The sequence below is a fragment of the Geodermatophilus sp. SYSU D00696 genome (assembly GCF_054050235.1).
The window spans coordinates 1-17,683 of sequence record NZ_JBJGYY010000062.1; the positions used below are offsets into that span (position 1 = coordinate 1).

The 17,683-nt window shown below is 75.3% G+C and carries 18 protein-coding genes and 1 pseudogene; 1 reads left to right on the plus strand and 18 read right to left on the minus strand.

Features of this window, described 5'->3' with window-relative positions:
• Positions 1–310: 310 nt before the first annotated feature.
• The 8 genes from dapB to ACI79O_RS23385 all read right to left on the minus strand — a co-directional run bounded on the left by dapB (position 311) and on the right by ACI79O_RS23385 (position 8,435).
• Positions 311–1,117, minus strand: a complete 807-nt coding sequence (gene dapB / locus ACI79O_RS23350; RefSeq protein WP_456887651.1) for a 4-hydroxy-tetrahydrodipicolinate reductase — start codon at positions 1,115–1,117, stop codon at positions 311–313.
• Positions 1,118–1,166: 49 nt separating this feature from the next.
• A complete protein-coding gene (locus ACI79O_RS23355; RefSeq protein WP_456887653.1) occupies positions 1,167–1,544 on the minus strand; it encodes a VanZ family protein in 378 nt (125 codons plus the stop codon).
• A 5-nt stretch (positions 1,545–1,549) separates the two neighbouring features.
• Positions 1,550–2,848, minus strand: a complete 1,299-nt coding sequence (locus tag ACI79O_RS23360) for a M16 family metallopeptidase (protein WP_456887655.1) — start codon at positions 2,846–2,848, stop codon at positions 1,550–1,552.
• 82 nt (positions 2,849–2,930) lie between these two features.
• Positions 2,931–5,219, minus strand: coding sequence for a polyribonucleotide nucleotidyltransferase (locus tag ACI79O_RS23365; RefSeq protein ID WP_456887657.1), 2,289 nt, complete (start codon positions 5,217–5,219; stop codon positions 2,931–2,933).
• Positions 5,220–5,464: 245 nt separating this feature from the next.
• Positions 5,465–5,734: a 30S ribosomal protein S15 gene (gene rpsO, locus ACI79O_RS23370; RefSeq protein ID WP_456877894.1), complete on the minus strand. Its 270-nt coding sequence runs from the start codon at positions 5,732–5,734 to the stop codon at positions 5,465–5,467.
• 124 nt (positions 5,735–5,858) lie between these two features.
• Entirely contained in the window at positions 5,859–6,827 is a 969-nt protein-coding gene (locus ACI79O_RS23375) for a bifunctional riboflavin kinase/FAD synthetase (RefSeq protein ID WP_456877895.1), read from the minus strand.
• A gap of 32 nt (positions 6,828–6,859) precedes the next feature.
• On the minus strand, positions 6,860–7,999 hold the full coding sequence (locus ACI79O_RS23380; RefSeq protein WP_456887661.1) for a branched-chain amino acid aminotransferase: 1,140 nt from the start codon (positions 7,997–7,999) through the stop codon (positions 6,860–6,862).
• Between the two features lie 112 nt (positions 8,000–8,111).
• Positions 8,112–8,435 carry an antibiotic biosynthesis monooxygenase family protein gene (locus tag ACI79O_RS23385; RefSeq protein ID WP_456887664.1) on the minus strand — a complete coding sequence of 108 codons (324 nt, stop codon included), beginning with the start codon at positions 8,433–8,435 and terminating at the stop codon, positions 8,112–8,114.
• A gap of 72 nt (positions 8,436–8,507) precedes the next feature.
• Between ACI79O_RS23385 and ACI79O_RS23390 the strand changes: the two genes are divergently transcribed.
• A complete protein-coding gene (locus ACI79O_RS23390; protein WP_456887669.1) occupies positions 8,508–9,185 on the plus strand; it encodes an HAD family hydrolase in 678 nt (225 codons plus the stop codon).
• A gap of 68 nt (positions 9,186–9,253) precedes the next feature.
• On the opposite strand, the gene truB is transcribed toward ACI79O_RS23390, so the two are convergent.
• From truB to ACI79O_RS23440, 10 genes and pseudogenes are all read right to left on the minus strand, one after another.
• Positions 9,254–10,171, minus strand: coding sequence for a tRNA pseudouridine(55) synthase TruB (truB, locus tag ACI79O_RS23395; protein WP_456915330.1), 918 nt, complete (start codon positions 10,169–10,171; stop codon positions 9,254–9,256).
• Entirely contained in the window at positions 10,168–11,451 is a 1,284-nt protein-coding gene (locus tag ACI79O_RS23400; RefSeq protein ID WP_456887673.1) for an MATE family efflux transporter, read from the minus strand. Before ACI79O_RS23400 ends, truB begins: the two co-directional genes overlap by 4 nt.
• An 89-nt stretch (positions 11,452–11,540) precedes the next feature.
• Positions 11,541–12,530, minus strand: a complete 990-nt coding sequence (locus tag ACI79O_RS23405) for a DHH family phosphoesterase (RefSeq protein ID WP_456915331.1) — start codon at positions 12,528–12,530, stop codon at positions 11,541–11,543.
• A 4-nt stretch (positions 12,531–12,534) separates the two neighbouring features.
• On the minus strand, positions 12,535–12,780 hold the full coding sequence (locus ACI79O_RS23410; RefSeq protein ID WP_456887678.1) for a hypothetical protein: 246 nt from the start codon (positions 12,778–12,780) through the stop codon (positions 12,535–12,537).
• Positions 12,777–13,058, minus strand: a complete 282-nt coding sequence (locus ACI79O_RS23415; RefSeq protein WP_456877903.1) for a hypothetical protein — start codon at positions 13,056–13,058, stop codon at positions 12,777–12,779. The genes ACI79O_RS23410 and ACI79O_RS23415 overlap by 4 nt, the downstream gene beginning before the upstream one ends.
• Positions 13,004–13,504: a ribosome-binding factor A gene (locus ACI79O_RS23420; protein WP_456915332.1), complete on the minus strand. Its 501-nt coding sequence runs from the start codon at positions 13,502–13,504 to the stop codon at positions 13,004–13,006. Before ACI79O_RS23420 ends, ACI79O_RS23415 begins: the two co-directional genes overlap by 55 nt.
• Positions 13,505–13,579: 75 nt before the next feature.
• Positions 13,580–13,876 carry a DUF503 domain-containing protein gene (locus tag ACI79O_RS23425; RefSeq protein WP_456877670.1) on the minus strand — a complete coding sequence of 99 codons (297 nt, stop codon included), beginning with the start codon at positions 13,874–13,876 and terminating at the stop codon, positions 13,580–13,582.
• 153 nt (positions 13,877–14,029) lie between these two features.
• Positions 14,030–15,862, minus strand: coding sequence for a translation initiation factor IF-2 (gene infB, locus ACI79O_RS23430; RefSeq protein WP_456877689.1), 1,833 nt, complete (start codon positions 15,860–15,862; stop codon positions 14,030–14,032).
• A gap of 1,017 nt (positions 15,863–16,879) precedes the next feature.
• A pseudogene (locus ACI79O_RS23435) lies at positions 16,880–17,023 on the minus strand (translation initiation factor IF-2 N-terminal domain-containing protein); the annotation flags it as partial.
• Positions 17,024–17,092: 69 nt separating this feature from the next.
• The gene (locus tag ACI79O_RS23440) at positions 17,093–17,503 is read right to left on the minus strand and encodes a YlxR family protein (RefSeq protein ID WP_456891356.1); all 411 of its coding nucleotides are present in this window, start codon (positions 17,501–17,503) and stop codon (positions 17,093–17,095) included.
• Between the last annotated feature and the right edge of the window lie 180 nt (positions 17,504–17,683).

Consider the following 17,683-nt stretch of genomic DNA (forward strand, 5'->3'; position numbering starts at 1 on the left):
ACCTGACAGATCTCGATGTCATCAACCAAAGGAACCCACGACCCGACCGGACAACCGACCAGGCCACGGGGGTTTGTTACTTGGCACTGACTTTCGGCACGCTGTTGAGTTCTCAAGGAACGGACGCACACCAACTCCACCCTTCCGGGCTTCGTCGATCGCGGCTTGTCCGACTCTACGCCGTCCTCCGGAGCTCTGCACCCTGGGGGTGGTCTCCGTGGCCCTCGCGGGCTCCGTCCGGCGCGAAGAAGACAGTACACGAGTCCGGGGGGCCGTGCACACGGGGTCTCCGTCACACCCCGCGGCCCGCTCAGAGTCCGAGGAAGGACTCCAGGCCGACGGTCAGACCGGGGCGGCCGCCGACCTCTCTGACCGCCAGGAGCACGCCGGGCATGAAGGAGGACCGGTCGTAGGAGTCGTGCCGCAGGGTCAGCGTCTCGCCGGCGGCCCCCATGAGGACCTCCTGGTGGGCGACCAGGCCGGTGAGCCGGACCGCGTGGACGGCGATCCCGTCGACGTCGGCACCGCGGGCACCGGGCAGCGAGTCGGTGGTCGCGTCCGGGGACGGCGGCAGGCCGGCGGCGCGGCGGGCGGCGGCCACCAGCCCGGCGGTGCGGACAGCCGTGCCCGAGGGGGCGTCGACCTTGTTGGGGTGGTGCAGCTCGACGATCTCCGTCGAGGGGTAGAAGCGCGCAGCCTCCTGCGCGAAGCGCATGAGCAGGATCGCCCCGATGCCGAAGTTGGGGGCGATCACGACACCGACGTCGGGCTTGGGCTCGAGCCACTCGGCCACGGTGGCCAGGCGCTGCTCGTCGAAGCCGGTCGTGCCCACGACACAGGAGATGTCCTGGTCGATGCAGAACCGGATGTTGTCCATGACGACGTCCGGGCGGGTGAAGTCCACGACCACCTGCGCGCCGGCGTCGGCGACGTTGAAGAGCCAGTCGCCCTCGTCGACCATCGCCACCAGCTCCAGGTCGTCGGCGGCGTTGACCGCCTTGACCACCTCGGTGCCCATCCGGCCCCGCGCGCCCAGCACGCCGACCGGGATGCGCGGTGGCTCGGCCGCCGTCCCGCCGGTGGCCTGCTGGTCGGAGGAAGGGGTGCCGGTGGTCACCGGGCCAGTCTCCCGGGCTCCCGGTCCGGCGCAACCACGGCCCCCGACCTCAGCGGGCGGGGACCACCCGCTCCACGCGCGTCCAGGCCAGCAGTCCGAGGGCGGCACCGGCGACGTCGGCCAGCCAGTCGGTGACCGATCCCGAGCGCTGCAGGTCCGACAGCGCCTGCACCACCTCGCTGACCCCGCCGTAGACGACGAGCAGGACCGCGAGCGGGAGGGCGCGGATCCCCGCCCACCGGCCGGCGAGGGCCAGCGCCAGGAAGAGCACCGCGTGCACCAGCTTGTCGGCGCCGGGCGGGGCCGAGGGGACGTCGGAGCCGGGGGCGAAGAGGACTGCGAGCGAGACGAGCACCGTCACCGCGAGGACACCGCGGGAGAGCGCGCCGTGCACGCGGAGCGCGGGGTGGCGGGATCGGACGTCCACGGGTGTCAGAGCCGGTCGAGGTCGGACTCGCGGTAGGGACCGACGACGGCCAGGCAGGTCTCGCGGCCGAGCAGGTCGACGGCGACCGCCCGGACCTGGTCCTCGTCGACGGCGGCGATCCGGTCGAGCACCTCGCGCACCGGCACGTACTCCCCGTGCGACAGCTCGCTCTTGCCCAGCCGGCTCATCCGCGACCCGGTGTCCTCGAGGCCCAGGACCGTCCCCCCGCGCATCTGTCCCTGGCCGCGGGCGACCTCCTCGGGAGTCAGCCCGTCCGCCGCCACCCGCGCCAGCTCCTCGCGGACCAGGCGGAGCACCTCGGGGACCCGCTTCTTGGCGCAGCCGGCGTAGACGGAGAACGTGCCGGTGCCCGCGTAGGAGGTCAGCGCGGAGCCCACGCTGTAGACCAGGCCGCGCTTCTCGCGGATCTCCTGGAACAGCCGGGAGCTCATGCCGCCGCCGACCGCCGTCTCCAGGACCGCCGCGGCGTACCGGCGCTCGTCGAAGCGGCTCAGGCCCAGGCCGCCGTAGAGCAGGTGGGTCTGCTCGGTGCGGCGGGCCACCAGGCCGGAGGGCCGGGCGGGCCGGGCCGGCCGCAGCTCCTCGCCCCGCCGCAGCGGCGCCGGCAGCACCGAGCCGGACAGCCGGTCCCCGAAGACCGCCGTCACCAGGTCGAGGACCTGCTGGTGGTCCACCCGGCCGGCGGCCGTGACCACCATCGAGGGGATCGCGTAGCGCGAGCGGTACCAGCCGTCGACGTCGTCGCGCGTGAGGCCCTCGATGGAGTCGACCGTGCCGAGGACCGAGCGGCCCAGGGCGGTGTCGCCGAACAGCGTCTCGGCGAACAGGTCGTGCACGAGGTCGGAGGGCTCGTCGTCGCGCATGGCGATCTCCTCGAGCACCACCGTCCGCTCCGACTCGAGGTCCTCGACGGTGTTGAGCGCCTCGGTCACCAGGTCACCGACCAGCGTCACCGCCAGCGGCAGGTCGCTGGCGAGCACGTTGGCGTAGTAGCAGGTGTGCTCCTTGGCGGTGAAGGCGTTCATCTCACCGCCGACGGCGTCCATCGCCGTCGCGATCTCCATGGCGCTGCGGCTGCGGGTGCCCTTGAACAGCAGGTGCTCGAGGAAGTGCGAGGCGCCGGCGACGCGGTCGGTCTCGTCGCGCGAGCCCACCCCGACCCAGATGCCGAGCGTGGCCGAGTGGACGCCGGGCATCGTCTCGGTGAGCACGCGGAGCCCGCCGGGCAGCACGGTGCGCTCGACCCGGCCGCCGACCTCGTCGACGTCCAGGGTGCTGGTCACACCGACCGGGGCCGGGACGGAGGCGAGGTCGGCAGACCCCGTCCCCACCCCGGCCCCGGTCGGGCTCAGGTCGGCAGCCGTGTCAGGCCTCCGCGGGAGCGTCGGCCGCGGGAGCCGCGTCGCCGGCGGCAGCGCCGTCGCCGGAGGCGGCGCCCTCGGCGTCCGCGGCGACCGGGACCAGGCTGATCTTGCCGCGGGCGTCGATGTCGGTGATCTCGACCTGCAGCTTGTCCCCGACGTTCACGACGTCCTCGACCTTGCCGATGCGCTTGCCGCCACCGAGCTTGCTGATGTGCACCAGGCCGTCCTTGCCCGGCAGCAGCGAGACGAAGGCGCCGAACGGCGTCGTCTTGACCACGGTGCCGAGGAAGCGCTCCCCCACCTTCGGCATCTGCGGGTTGGCGATCGCGTTGATCCGGTCGACCGCGGCCTGGGCCGAGGGGCCGTCGGAGGCGCCGACGTAGATGGTGCCGTCGTCTTCGATGGTGATCTCGGCGCCGGTCTCGTCCTGGATCGAGTTGATCATCTGGCCCTTCGGGCCGATGACCGCACCGATCTTGTCGACCGGGATGCGCACCGTGGTCACCCGCGGCGCGTAGGGGCTCATCTCGTCGGGGGCGTCGATGGCCTCGTTCATCACGTCGAGGATGTGCAGCCGGGCGGCGCGGGCCTGGGTCAGCGCCTGGGCGAGCACGTCGGACGGGATGCCGTCGAGCTTGGTGTCCAGCTGCAGCGCCGTGACGAAGTCCTTGGTGCCGGCGACCTTGAAGTCCATGTCACCGAAGGCGTCCTCGGCGCCGAGGATGTCGGTCAGCGCGACGTACTCGGTCTTGCCGTCGACCTCGTCGGAGACCAGGCCCATGGCGATGCCGGCCACCGGGGCGCGCAGCGGCACACCGGCGTTGAGCAGCGACAGGGTGGAGGCGCAGACCGAGCCCATCGACGTCGAGCCGTTGGAGCCCAGCGCCTCGGACACCTGCCGGATCGCGTAGGGGAACTCCTCGCGGTCGGGCAGCACCGGCAGCAGCGCCCGCTCGGCGAGCGCGCCGTGGCCGATCTCGCGCCGCTTGGGCGAGCCCACGCGGCCGGTCTCGCCGGTGGAGTACGGCGGGAAGTTGTAGTTGTGCATGTAGCGCTTGCGCGTCTCGGGCGAGAGCGTGTCGAGCTGCTGCTCCATGCGGAGCATGTTCAGCGTGGTGACGCCCAGGATCTGGGTCTCTCCGCGCTCGAACAGCGCCGAGCCGTGCACCCGGGGGACGACCTCGACCTCGGCCGACAGCGGCCGGATGTCGGTGACGCCGCGGCCGTCGATGCGGACCTTGTCGCGCAGGATCCGCTGCCGGACGACCTTCTTGGTGACGGCGCGGAAGGCGGCCGAGACCTCCTTCTCGCGGCCGGCGAACTGCTCGGCCAGCGAGGCGAGGACCTCGTCCTTGAGCGCGTCGGTGGCGTCGTTGCGCTCGGTCTTGCCGGCGATCGACTGGACCTGGGTCAGGCGGTCGAGCGCGGCGGCCTCGACGGCGGCGTAGACGTCGTCCTGGTAGTCCAGGAAGCGGGGGAACTCCGCGACCGGCTTGGCGGCCTTCTCGGCCAGCGCGGTCTGCGCCTCGCACAGCGCCTTGATGAAGGGCTTGGCGGCCTCGAGACCCTGCGCCACGACCTCCTCGGTCGGCGCGGCGGCGCCGCCGGAGACCAGCTGGATCGTCCGCTCGGTGGCCTCGGCCTCGACCATCATGATCGCGACGTCGCCGTCGGGCAGGACGCGGCCGGCCACGACCATGTCGAAGACGGCGTCCTCGAGCTCGGCGTGGGTGGGGAAGCCGATCCACTGGCCGTTCACCAGCGCGACTCGGGTGCCGCCGACCGGGCCGGAGAACGGCAGGCCCGACAGCTGGGTGGAGGCCGAGGCCCCGTTGATCGCCAGCACGTCGTAGAGGTGCGCCGGGTCCAGGGCCAGGACCGTGATGACGACCTGGACCTCGTTGCGCAGACCCTTGGCGAAGGTCGGGCGCAGCGGCCGGTCGATGAGGCGGCAGGTGAGGATCGCGTCCTCGCTGGGGCGGCCCTCGCGGCGGAAGAACGAGCCGGGGATGCGCCCGGCGGCGTACATCCGCTCCTCGACGTCGACCGTCAGCGGGAAGAAGTCGAAGTGCTCCTTGGGGTGCTTGCCGGCCGTGGTGGCCGACAGCAGCATGGTGTCGCCCATGCTGACGACGACCGAGCCGGCGGCCTGCTTGGCCAGCCGCCCGGTCTCGAAGGTGATGCTGCGGCTGCCGTAGCTGCCGTTGTCGATGACCGCGGTGGCGGTGGTGACCCCGTCCTCGGGGTCGTACTCGGCCGCGGTGCTGGTCGCTGTGGTGGGTGCGGACACGTCGTCCTCTTCCTACGTCGCATGCGGCGACGTCCTCTTCGTGGCGTCCTGCGCCGGACTGCTCCGGGGTGACCGGTCTTCGATCGAAGCCCCCGGGGTCGTTCCCCCCGCGAGGGAGGTGCATGCCCGGGGGCCACCACCGAGGACCGACCAGCGGCGGGGTGCGCGCGGCGGGAGCCGTGGTCTCGCGGGGCGGGTGCCCCACGAGAGAGGGGACCGTCCCGGGCGGGACGGTCCCCTCTGGGTCAGCGGCGCAGACCGAGCCGCTCGATGAGCGAGCGGTAGCGGGTGATGTCGGTCTTCGCCAGGTAGTTCAGCAGCCGCCGGCGGCGGCCGACCAGCAGGAGCAGGCCCCGCCGGCTGTGGTGGTCGTGCTTGTGCTGCTTGAGGTGCTCGGTCAGGTCGCTGATCCGGCGGGTGAGCATCGCGACCTGGACCTCGGGCGAGCCCGTGTCCCTCTCGACCGTCGCGTACTCGGTCATGATCTGCTGCTTCGTCGCGCTGTCGAGCGCCATGGGCGGGCCTCCGGGCCTGGTCACGTGTGGCCCCCGGTCTGGGTCACGGGGGCAGCTCGCACACACGTCGGGCGGTGCCCGACCACCCGAGGTTACCAGCGGGCCGACGGGGCCCCGGCGGTGATCACCCGGCGGGGGGCAGCCCGAGCACCGCGCGGGTGCGCGCGACGTCGTCGGCCATCGCCGTGACGAGGGCGCCGGCGTCGGCGAAGGAGGTCATCGGCCGCAGCCGCGAGACGAACTCGACGCCGACGTGCTCGCCGTAGAGGTCGCCGGAGAAGTCGAGCACGAACGCCTCGACGGTGCGCCGCGAGCCGTGGAAGGTCGGGTTGGTGCCGACCGAGATCGCCGCCGGGGCGCTGTCGCGGGTGGCACCCGACGGGTCGCGGGTGACCAGCGCGCCGGCGTAGACGCCGTCGGCCGGGATCGCGGTGAACGGCGGGCTCTCCACGTTCGCCGTCGGGTAGCCCAGCTCCCGGCCGCGCCGGTCACCGCGGACGACGACGCCGTCGACCCGGTGCGGGCGGCCCAGTGCCCGCGCCGCGCTCTCCATGTCCCCGGCCGCGACACAGGCGCGGATGTAGGTGGAGGAGATGGTGACCGCGCCGTCGGCCGAGTCGTCGCCGGCCAGCGGGATCCCCTCGACGGCGAAGCCGAAGCGGCGGCCCTCCTGGGTCAGCGTCGTGACGGTGCCGGCCGCCCGGTGCCCGTAGGTGAAGTTCTCGCCGACGACGACCGCCGCCGCGTGCAGGTCCTCGACGAGCGCACCGTGGGTGAACTCCTCGGGCGTGAGCCGGCTGAACTCCCGGGTGAACGGGATGACGCACATGCCGTCGACGCCCAGCCCGGCGACCAGCTCGGCCTTGCGGTCGAGAGAGGTGAGGATCGCCGGGTGCGAGCCGGGGCGGACCACCTCGGACGGGTGCGGGTCGAAGGTGACCAGCACGCAGGGCCGGCGCATCGCCCGCGCCCGCTCGACGGCGGTGCCGATGAGCTGCTGGTGACCGCGGTGGACGCCGTCGTACATGCCCACCGTGACCACCGTCCGGCCGAGGTCGGCCGGGGTGGCCGCGGTCCCACGCCAGCGCCGCACGCGCCCCGCTCCCCCGTTCCCAGCCGGGTCGCTCAGGCGACCCGGTGCAGCCAGCCGTGGGTGTCGGGCACCCGGCCGTGCTGGATGTCGAGCAGCTGGGCGCGCAGCGACGTGGTGACCGGGCCGGGGGCGCCGTCGCCGACGGTGAAGTCGCCGGTGCGCGCCCGGACCTCGCCGACGGGGGTGATGACGGCGGCGGTGCCGCAGGCGAAGGTCTCGGTGACCGTGCCGTCGGCGACGCCGGAGCGCCACTCGTCGACGCTGAAGCGGCGCTCGGTGACCCGCATGCCGCGCTCGCGGGCCACCGAGACGAGCGACTCGCGGGTGATGCCGGGCAGCAGCGTGCCGGTGAGCTCGGGGGTGACCAGCTCGGCGTCGTCGCCGGAGCCGAGGACGAAGAACAGGTTCATCCCGCCCATCTCCTCGACGTAGCGCTTCTCGACCGCGTCGAGCCAGACCACCTGGTCGCAGCCGGCGGCGATCGCCTGCTCCTGGGCCAGCAGGCTCGCGGCGTAGTTGCCGGCGCACTTGACGTCGCCGGTGCCGCCGGGCGCGGCGCGGATGTAGTCCTCCGAGAGGTACACCGACACCGGGTGCACCCCGCGCGGGAAGTAGGCCCCGGCCGGGCTGGCGATGACGAGGAAGAGGTACTCGTTGGCCGGCCGCACGCCGAGGAAGGGCTCGGTGGCCAGCTGGTAGGGGCGGATGTAGAGCGTCTGGTCCGCGCCGGTGGGCACCCAGTCGCGGTCGGCGTCGACCAGCGCGTCGACGGCGCTGATGAAGGCGTCCTCGGGCACCGGCGGCATGGCCAGCCGGCGGGCGCTGCGGGCGAAGCGGGCCGCGTTGGCCTCGGGCCGGAACGTGGCCACGCTGCCGTCGGGCTGGGCGTAGGCCTTGAGCCCCTCGAAGATCGACTGGGCGTAGTGCAGGGCGGCGGTGGCGGGGTCGACCTGCAGCGGCGCGTACGGGGCCAGCCGGGCGTCGTGCCAGCCGCGGCCGGCCGTGTACTGGGCCACGAACATCGAGTCGGTGAAGTGGCGCCCGAAGCCGGGGTCGGCCAGCACCGCCTCGCGCTCCGCGGCCGAGCGGCGGGTCACGTCCTCCACGGTCACCGGCACGCCCTCGGTGAAGACCCGGGAGGAGGTGCGGCTGTCGGCGAGCGTGTCGGTCATGTCTCCCACCTGCGTGAGCTCGTGCTGGAGCCGGGCCGGCGGACGACCGGCCCCGGGCTCACAGTAGCGCCGGGCCCGGCGGCGGCCGGGGGCCGACCGCCGCCGCGGGGGATCAGGGCCGGTCGGGCGCCGAGCTCTCGATGACCTCGTAGGACCACAGGTGGTGGGAGTCGCTGGCCGCGGGGGCGAGCTCGTCGCCGCCGCCCTGGTGCGCCCGGGCGAAGTCCTGGCCGCCCTCCCAGGCCCGGTAGGCCTCCTCGCTCTCCCACCGGGTGTAGACGAGGTACTGGTCGGTGCCCTCGAGCGGGCGCAGCAGCTCGAACCACTCGAAGCCGGGGGTCTTCTCGACGGCACCGCCGCGGCCACGGAAGCGCTCCTCGAACCGCTCCTGGGCGTGCGGCGGAACGGTGATGGCGTTGATCTTCACGACGCTCATGCGCTCCCCTTGCCCCTCGCCGTGCCCCGGCTAACCGGAGCGGGGACCGGCCCACCGGGCGAGGATGGCGCGGTGACACAGGACAAGCGGCCCGGCGTGCTCTTCGACGTCGACGGCACCCTGCTCGACACCAACTACCTGCAGGTCCTCGCCTGGTGGCAGGGCTTCCGCGACACCGGGCACGACGACGTGTCGATGGCCGACTGCCACCGCTCGATCGGCATCGCGAGCGAGGAGCTGGTCGTCCACCTGCTCGGGGACGAGGCGACCGACGTCGAGGAGGTGTCGGAGGCCAAGAACCGGCGCTACGAGCCGCTGCGCGAGCTGGTGACCCCGTTCCCGCGCGTGGACGACCTCCTGGCCGCGTGCCGGGACCGGGGGCTGGCCGTGGTGCTGGCCACCAGCGGCAAGGAGTCGGACCTGGAGTGGATGGTGCCGGCGATCGGCGGCGAGGACGTCGTCGACGGGACGACCTGCTCGGCCGACGTCGAGTCGGCCAAGCCCGCGCCGGACCTGCTGCTGACCGCCGTCGAGGCGCACGGCCTGGACGCGTCCCGCACCGTGGTCGTGGGGGACACGGTCTGGGACGTGCAGTCCGCGCAGGACGCCGGGCTGCCGTGCATCGCGCTCACCTGCGGCGGCATCTCGCGCGCCGAGCTGCTGGAGGCCGGCGCCGACGAGGTCTACGACGACCCCGCGGACCTGCTCGCCCACCTCGACGACTCGCTGATCGGGAAGGCCGCCGGGTGAAGGACCCCCGTGCCCCCCACGCCTCGCACGCTCGGCGCGGGCCCCTGCACGGGAGCCGTTCCAGCACGTCACTCGGGGAAGCCGACCGCGACCCGGGCGGTGGAGCCCGCGTCCTCGACCAGCGCGACCAGCCGGCCCGCGGGGTCGACGGCAGCGACCAGGCCCGGACGGCCGGTCGCGGGCACCCGCTGCCCGTACCCGAGGGCCCGCGCCTCGTCGTCGGTGAGCCGGCGCTCGGGGAAGACGGCGGTCGCGGCGTCGGTCAGCCCCAGCACGCCCGGGCCGCCCCCGGCGGCCAGCGCGGCCGCCGCCTCCTCGACCGGAGCGGCCCGCTCGGTGGTGAACGGCCCCGACGCGGTGCGGCGCAGCGCGGTGAGGTGGCCGCCCACGCCGAGGGCGGCGCCGGCGTCACGGGCGATGGCGCGCACGTAGGTGCCCGCGGTGCAGGCCACGGCGACCTCGACGTCGACCAGGTCGGGCGTGGGCCGCGAGAGGGCGTGCACGTCGATCCGGTGCACCGTGACCGAGCGCGGCTCCAGCACGACCTCCTCGCCGACCCGCACGCGGTCGTAGGAGCGGCGGCCGCCGACCTTCACCGCGCTCACCGACGAGGGCACCTGCGACAGCGGGCCGGTCTGGGCGGCGAGCGCGGCGCGGACGGCGCCGTCGTCGAGGTGCGCGGCCGAGGTGGTGGTGAGCACCTCGCCCTCGCGGTCGTCGGTGACCGTCGTCTGCCCGAGCCGGATGGTGGCCTCGTAGACCTTGTCCGAGCTGCCGAGGTGGCCCAGCAGGCGCGTGGCGGCGCCGACGCCGAGCACGAGCAGCCCGGTGGCCATCGGGTCGAGGGTGCCGGCGTGGCCGACCCGGCGGACCGAGAGCACCCGCCGGGCGCGGGCGACGACGTCGTGCGAGGTCATCCCGGCGGCCTTGTCGACCAGCAGGACCCCGGGGGCGACGTCGGCGTCGGCGGCGCGGCGGCGGCTCATGCGCCCACCGTCGCAGGTGCGGTGAGCCACCTGTCCCCCGCCACCCGGGCCAGCACCGCGACCAGCCGCAGGACGACGAACAGGGTCAGCCCGGTCCACACACCGGCCAGCCCCCAGCCGAGGGGGCCGGACAGCAGCGACAGCGGGAGGAAGCCGACCAGCGCCGCGCCGACGGTCACCGTGCGCAGGTAGCCGACGTCACCGGCGCCCATGAGGACGCCGTCGAGGGCGAACACCACCCCGGCCAGCGGCTGGAACCCGGCGAGGAACCACCAGACCAGCTCGGCCTGCGCGCGCACCGCGGGGTCGCCGGTGAACAGCGGCACCAGCAGGTCGCGGCCGGCCAGCAGCAGCACCGCGACGAGCACGCCGGTGCCCAGCCCCCACAGGGTCACCCGCCGCGCTGTGGCGCGGGCCTCGTCGGGGCGGCCGGCGCCCAGCGCGTGCCCGACCAGCGTCTGGGCGGCGATCGCGTAGGCGTCGAGGACGAGCGCGAGGAACAGGAACAGCTGCAGCGCGATCTGGTGGGCGCCCAGCTGCGCCTGCCCCGCGCGCGCCGCCACGCCCGCCGCGACGAGGAAGGCCAGCTGCAGCACGGTGGCGCGCACCAGCAGGTCGCGGCCCAGGACCAGTTGCGCGCGGACGGCCGACGGGCGCAGCCGCCAGTCGGCGCCCTCGCGCAGCAGCGCCCGCACGAACAGGGCCGCCGTCAGCGACTGGCCGGCGAGGTTGGCCACCGCCGACCCGGGCAGGCCGAGACCGGCGGGGTACACGAGCAGGGGGCACAGCGCCAGGCTGAGCAGGCTCCCGGCCAGCACGAAACGCACCGGCCGGCGCAGGTCCTGCACCCCGCGCAGCCACCCGTTGCCGGCCAGGGACACCAGCAGCAGCGGCGCGCCGCAGCCGGCGATGCGCAGCCACTGCTCCCCCGCGGCGGCCACCTCCCCGGGTCCGCCGGCCAGCGCGCGGGTCATCGGCCCGGCGAACAGCTGGAACAGCAGGACGACGCCGGCGCCGAGCAGCAGCGCCAGCCAAGTGGCCTGCACGCCCTCGGCGACGGCGCCGGCCCGGTCGCCGGCCCCGGCGCGGCGGGCGGCGCGGGCGGTGGTGCCGTAGGCGAGGAAGTTGAGCAGCGCGGCGGCCCAGGCCAGCAGCCCGCCGCCGACGGCCAGCCCGCCCAGCGGCACGGTGCCCAGGTTGCCGATGACGGCCGTGTCGACCAGCAGGTACAGCGGCTCGGCGGCCAGCACGACCAGGGCCGGTGCCGCGAGCGCCACCACGCCCGGGGGCCGCCGTGCCCGCGGGCCGGGGCCGGGAGCCCCGTCCGCTGCCGGGAGTGGATCGGGAGGAGACCGGCGGGGTGCGGAGCTCATCCCTCGAGGAGCCGGTCCCGGATGGTGCGCACCGTGGCGTCGCGGTCGGCCGAGGAGGTGAAGCCGGCGGCCGCGCGGTGCCCGCCGCCGCCCAGCGCGATCGCGATGCGGGCGACGTCGGTGGCGCCGCGCGAGCGCAGGGACACCGACCAGGTGCCGTCGTCCTGGCCCTTGAGCACGCAGGCGACGTCGGCCTCGGCGGTCACGCGGACGACGTCGACCAGCGCCTCGAGCTGCTCGCCGGGCAGGCCGTGCTCGGCCGCCTCGGCGGTGCTCGACCAGGTCCAGACCAGGCCGCTGCCGACCTGCGGTTCGAGGACCGCCCGGCCGGTGACCGCCGAGAGCAGCCGCAGCCAGCCGAAGGGGGCGGTGTCGAACAGTCGCCGGCTGATGGTCGCGTGGTCGATGCCGGTGGCCAGCAGCCGCGCGGCGAGGGTGTGCGTCTCCGGCCGGGTGCTGCCGAAGCGGAACGACCCGGTGTCGGCGGCCAGTCCGGCGTAGAGCGGCGTCGCGAGCTCCGCGTCGAGGTCGACGCCGAGCTCGTCGAGCAGGCCGGCCACCAGGACGACGGTGGCCGGGGCGGCGGGGTCGACCAGCCGCACGTCGCCGAAGCCGGGGTTGCTGGCGTGGTGGTCGACGACCACGGAGGTCCCGGCCCGCTCGAGCAGCCCGGCCAGCTCCCCGAGCCGGGCCGGGGAGGCGGCGTCGAGGCTGACGAAGACGTCGGGAGCGCCGGGCACCGCGGTGGAGGGCAGCAGTCCCTCGGCGCCGGGCAGCCAGCCCAGGGATGCCGGCAGCACCGGCCGGCCGGGGAACGTGGCGCTCACCCGCGCGCCGCGGCGGCGCAGGCCCTCGGCGAGCGCGAGCGTGCTGCCGAGGGCGTCGGCGTCGGGCTGCACGTGCCCGGAGAGGACGACGCTCGCCCCCGCGTCGGCGGCCGCGGCGAGGACCGTGCCCGGCGTGCGGGGGGACGGGGCCGCGGGCACCGGCTCAGGCACCGGTGCCGGAGTCGCTGGGCGGCGCGAAGTCGGTGTCGTCGACCTCGCGCCCCCCACCGATGCCGTACCCGGGACCGCCGTCGTCGGGCTCGTCCTCGGCGATGCTCGGCGTGGTGCCGATCTGCCCCTCCCGCCCGCCGTCGGTGGGGTCACCCGCGTCGGGCTCGGCCCGTCCGCCGAGCTCCGAGCGGCCCAGCCCCTCGTCGGGCAGGTGCGGATCGGGGTCGTTCTCGCTCACGAGGCACTCCTGTGGCGCGCGGACGCGCTGTCGTCGGACTCCTCGTCGGCGGCCGGCTCCGACGGGGCCTCCTCGTCGTCCTCGGGGTGCCGGTAGGGGTCGGCGTCCCCGGCGTAGGTGGCGTTCTCGCGCAGCCGGGCGAGCTCGGCGTCGGCCGACCGGACCCGCTCGAGCGCCGCGTCGAGCTCCCGGGCGGTGTCGGGGACGACGTCGGAGACGAACGTCAGCGTCGGGACGAACTTGATGCCGGTCTGCTTCCCGACCGTCGAGCGCAGCACGCCGGTGGGGGGGGGGGGGGGGGGGGGGGGGGGGGGGGGGGGGGGGGGGGGGGGGGGGGGGGGGGGGGTGTATCTATCGTACGGCGCGTCGGCGGGGTCTGCGGGCCCGCGCCCGCGGGCGCGGCCCCCCCCCCCCCCCCCCCCCCCCCCCCCCCCCCCCCCCCCCCCCCCCCCCCCCCCCCCCCCCCCCCCCCCCCCCCCCCCCCCCCCCCCGCGCCCCCGCCCCCCCCCCCCCCCCCCCCCCCCCCCCGGGCGGAGTCGGCGGCCTGGGTGGCGTCGCCGTAGACGGTGTAGAAGACCGTGGCCTCGCGCAGGTCGCTGGTGACCCGGGCGTCGGTCACGGTGACCATGCCCAGCCGCGGGTCCTTGATCTGCGACTCGATGGCCGACGAGACGATCTGACGGATGCGCACCGCGAGCTTGCGGGCGCGGGCGGGGTCGGCCATGGAGAACTCCGGTGGTCGGGGGCGCGTCGGGCGCGCCCGGTCGGGCAGGGGGCGAGCGGGGAGGTCGCTCCAGACCTACGAGTCCGTGGCGGAGAACAGCTGCCGGTGCGTCGACAGCAGCGTCACCTCCGGCCGCTCGGCCAGCAACCGCTCGCAGGCGTCGAGGACGTCGGTCACCTGACCGGCGTCGCCCGCGACGGTGGCGACCCCGACCTGCACGCGGCGGTGCAGGTCGAGGTCGCCCACCTCCGCGGCGGCCACGGCGAAGCGGCGCCGCAGCTCGGCCACGATCGGCCGGACGACGGCGCGCTTGCCCTTGAGCGAGTGGACGTCGCCCAGCAGCAGGTCGGCGGTCAGCGACCCCGTGAACACGAAGGACCCTCCTGCCCCCCTGGAAGGACCTCCCTGCCCCCCACCGCTCGCAGGCTCACGGCGGGACCCTGCAGAGAGGCCGACGGACGCTCGCGGCGGGATCCTGCAGGAGGGCCGGGCGCCCTCCTGCAGGATCCCGTCGTCACCTCGCGCTCACGCGCGCGGCTTCTCGCGGACCTCGAACGTCTCGATGACGTCCTCGACCTTGATGTCGTTGAACGATCCCAGGCCGATACCGCACTCGTAGCCCTCGCGGACCTCGGTGACGTCGTCCTTGAAGCGGCGCAGCGACTCGACGGTGAGGTTGTCGGCGACGACGACCCCGTCGCGGACCAGCCGGGCCTTCGAGTTCCGGTTGATCGTGCCGCTGCGGACGATGGAGCCCGCCACGTTGCCGATGCGCGGCACCCGGAAGACCTCGCGGACCTCCGCCGTGCCGAGCGCGACCTCCTCGTACTCCGGCTTGAGCATGCCCTTGAGGGCCGCCTCGATCTCCTCGATCGCCTGGTAGATGACCGAGTAGTAGCGGACGTCGATGCCCTCGCGGTTGGCGAGCTCGGTGGCCTGGCCCTCGGCCCGGACGTTGAAGCCCAGGACGATGACGTCGTCGGCCAGCGCCAGGTCGATGTCGCTCTTGGTGATCGACCCGACGCCGCGGTGGATGACCCGCAGCGAGACGTCGTCGCTCACCTCGATCTTCATCAGGGCCTCCTCGAGCGCCTCCACGGTGCCCGAGTTGTCGCCCTTGATGATCAGGTTGAGCTGGCGGTTCTCCTTGAGCGCGGCGTCGAGGTCCTCGAGGCTGATCCGCTTGCGCATGGAGGCGTTCTGCGCGTTGCGGATGCGGGCCTGCCGCCGGTCGGCGATCTGCCGGGCGACGCGGTCCTCCTCCACCACGAGGAAGGTGTCACCGGCACGCGGCACCGAGGTGAGGCCGACGACCTGCACGGGGCGGGCCGGCGAGGCCTCCTTCAGCTTGTTGCCGTACTCGTCGAGCAGCGACCGGACGCGGCCGTAGGCGTCGCCGGCCACGATCGAGTCGCCGACGCGCAGCGTGCCGCGCTGGACCAGCACCGTGGCGACCGGGCCCCGGCCCTTGTCCAGCTTGCCCTCGATGACCACGCCCTGCGGGTCCTGCTCGGCGTTGGCGCGCAGGTCCAGCGAGGCGTCGGCGGTCAGCAGGATCGCCGCGAGCACGTCGTCGATGCCCTGCCGGGTGGTCGCGGAGACGTCGACGAACATCGTGTCGCCGCCGTACTCCTCGGCCACCAGGCCGTACTCGGTGAGCTGCTGGCGGATCTTGGCGGGGTTGGCCCCCTCCTTGTCGATCTTGTTGACCGCCACCACGATCGGCACGTCGGCGGCCTGGGCGTGGTTGAGCGCCTCGACCGTCTGCGGCATGACGCCGTCGTCGGCGGCGACCACCAGGACGACGATGTCGGTCACCTTCGCGCCGCGGGCACGCATCGCGGTGAACGACTCGTGACCCGGGGTGTCGATGAAGGTGATCGGCCGCTCCTCGCCCTCCAGCTCGGAGGCGACCTGGTAGGCGCCGATGTGCTGGGTGATGCCGCCGGCCTCCCGCGCCACCACGTTGGTGTTGCGGATGGCGTCGAGCAGCTTGGTCTTGCCGTGGTCGACGTGACCCATGACGGTGACCACCGGCGGGCGCGCGACCCAGTCGGCCTCGTCGCCCTCGTCGCCGAAGGTGAGGTCGAAGGTCTCGAGGAGCTCGCGGTCCTCGTCCTCCGGCGAGACGACCTGGATGTCCCAGCCGATCTCGGCACCGAGCAGCTGCAGGGTGTCCTCGTTCACCGACTGCGTCGCGGTGACCATCTCGCCCAGGTGGAACAGGGCGGTCACCAGCGCCGCAGGCTGGGCGCCGATGCGCTCGGCCAGGTCGGTCAGCGAGGCGCCGCGCGGCAGCCGGACGGTCTGGCCGTTGCCACGGGGCAGGCTGACGCCGCCCATGCTGGGCGCCGCCATCTGGTCGAACTCCTGGCGCCGCTGCTTCTTGCTCTTGCGCCCGCGGACGGGACCGCGCCCGCCCGGACGGCCGAAGGCACCCGCGGTGCCCGCACCGGAGCCACCGCGGCCACGGCCGCGGCCACCGCCGCCACGGAACCCGCCGGCCGGCGCGCCACCGCCGCCGCCACCGGGGGCACCGCCACCGGGACGGAAACCGCCGCCACCGCCGGGAGCACCCGGACGGCCACGGCCACCGGGACCGCCGGGACCGCCACCGGGACGGCCGGCACCGCCGGGACGCGGCGGCATCATGCCCGGCGAGGGGCGCGGCGGCATCATGCCCGGGTTGGGACGGGGCCCGCCCGGACCGGCCGCGGGGCGCGGGCCACCGGCACCGGGGCCCGGACGCGGACCACCGGGACGGGGTGCACCCGCCGGGGGACGCGGACCGCCGGCACCGGGGCCGGGACGGGGGCCACCGGCGGCCGGGCCCGGACGCGGGCCAGCGGCAGCCGGCCCCGGACGCGGGGCGCTGCTGAAGGGGTTGTTGCCCGGCCGGGGCGCCGGACGCGGACCCGGACGCGGGCCGGCGCCCGGAGCACCCGGCGCGGCGGCGGGACCGCCGGGACGGGGAGCGCCGGGAGCCGCCGGCCGCGGGGCGGCCGGCCGGGCCGGGCCGGGGACGGGCCCACCGGCCGGGCGCGACGCCGGGGCACCGGGGCGCGGGGCGCCGGGAGCCGCCGGACGCGGGCCCTCGGGGGCCGCAGGCTGCTGCGCCGGGGGCTGCTGCACCGGCGCGCTCGCGGCCGGCGCCTGGGGCGCGGCCGGGCGCGGGCCGGGGGTGGGCATGCCGGGGCGCGGCGCGCCCGGGCGGACCCCCGGGGTCGGGCCGGCCGACGGCGCGGGCGCCGGTGCGGCGGGCGCCTGCGGCGCGGCGGGCTGCGGCGCGGACGGGCGCGGGGCGGCCGGACGGGCGGCGGTGGCGGCGCCACCGTTGCCCCCGTTGCCGCCGCCGGACGCGGCGCCGAGGGCCTCCCGCAGCCGCCGGGCCACGGGGGCCTCGACGGTGGAGGAGGCGGACTTCACGAACTCGCCCTGCTCCTTGAGCTTGGCGAGCACGGTCTTGCTGTCGACCCCGAACTCCTTGGCGAGTTCGTGGACGCGGGCTTTGCCTGGCACGGATCTCCTCTGGTGAGGCCGGCGGCTCGCCCGCGCGACCTCGTCGTCAGTGGTGCATGGTCTGGCTTGTCATCGTGGGGACTTCACGGCTGACTCATCCGACGACGTCCTGCTCTCGACGTGCGGACCGGCCGGGTGCCGGTCCGTCTGGGGAAGTGCGGTCTGTCGTTCGTTCGCTGTCGCCCGTCCCGGGCCCGGGTCGGGCGGCGCCGCGGCGCCGAGGACGTGGGCCCGGAGCGGACCGGCCTCCACCGCGGCGCCGCCTCCGGGGAGGCGCAGCGCCCGGGAGAAGGCCCGGCGTCGCTCCGCTGCGTGCAGGCACTCCGGGGTGGGGTGCAGCGACGCTCCCCGGCCGGGGAGCCTCCTCCGCGGATCGGGCACGAGGGTCCCGGACCGGTGGACGACACGCAGCAGGTCGGTGACCGGAGCGCGCTTCCGGCAGCCCACACAGGTGCGCACCGGGATCGACGTTTCGGCCACCCGACACTCTAGCGCGCGGCGGGGCCCCGTTGTTCCGGGCGCCGGTAGCCGGGGCGCGGGGGGGGCCGCGCCCCCGCCCCCCCCCCGCGCCCCCCCTCGCCCGGCTCTAGTCAGGACGGCGCGAGCCCGACCAGGCGGGCCAGCTCGGCCGTCGCCCGGGCGAAGAAGCGGTCCCCGTCC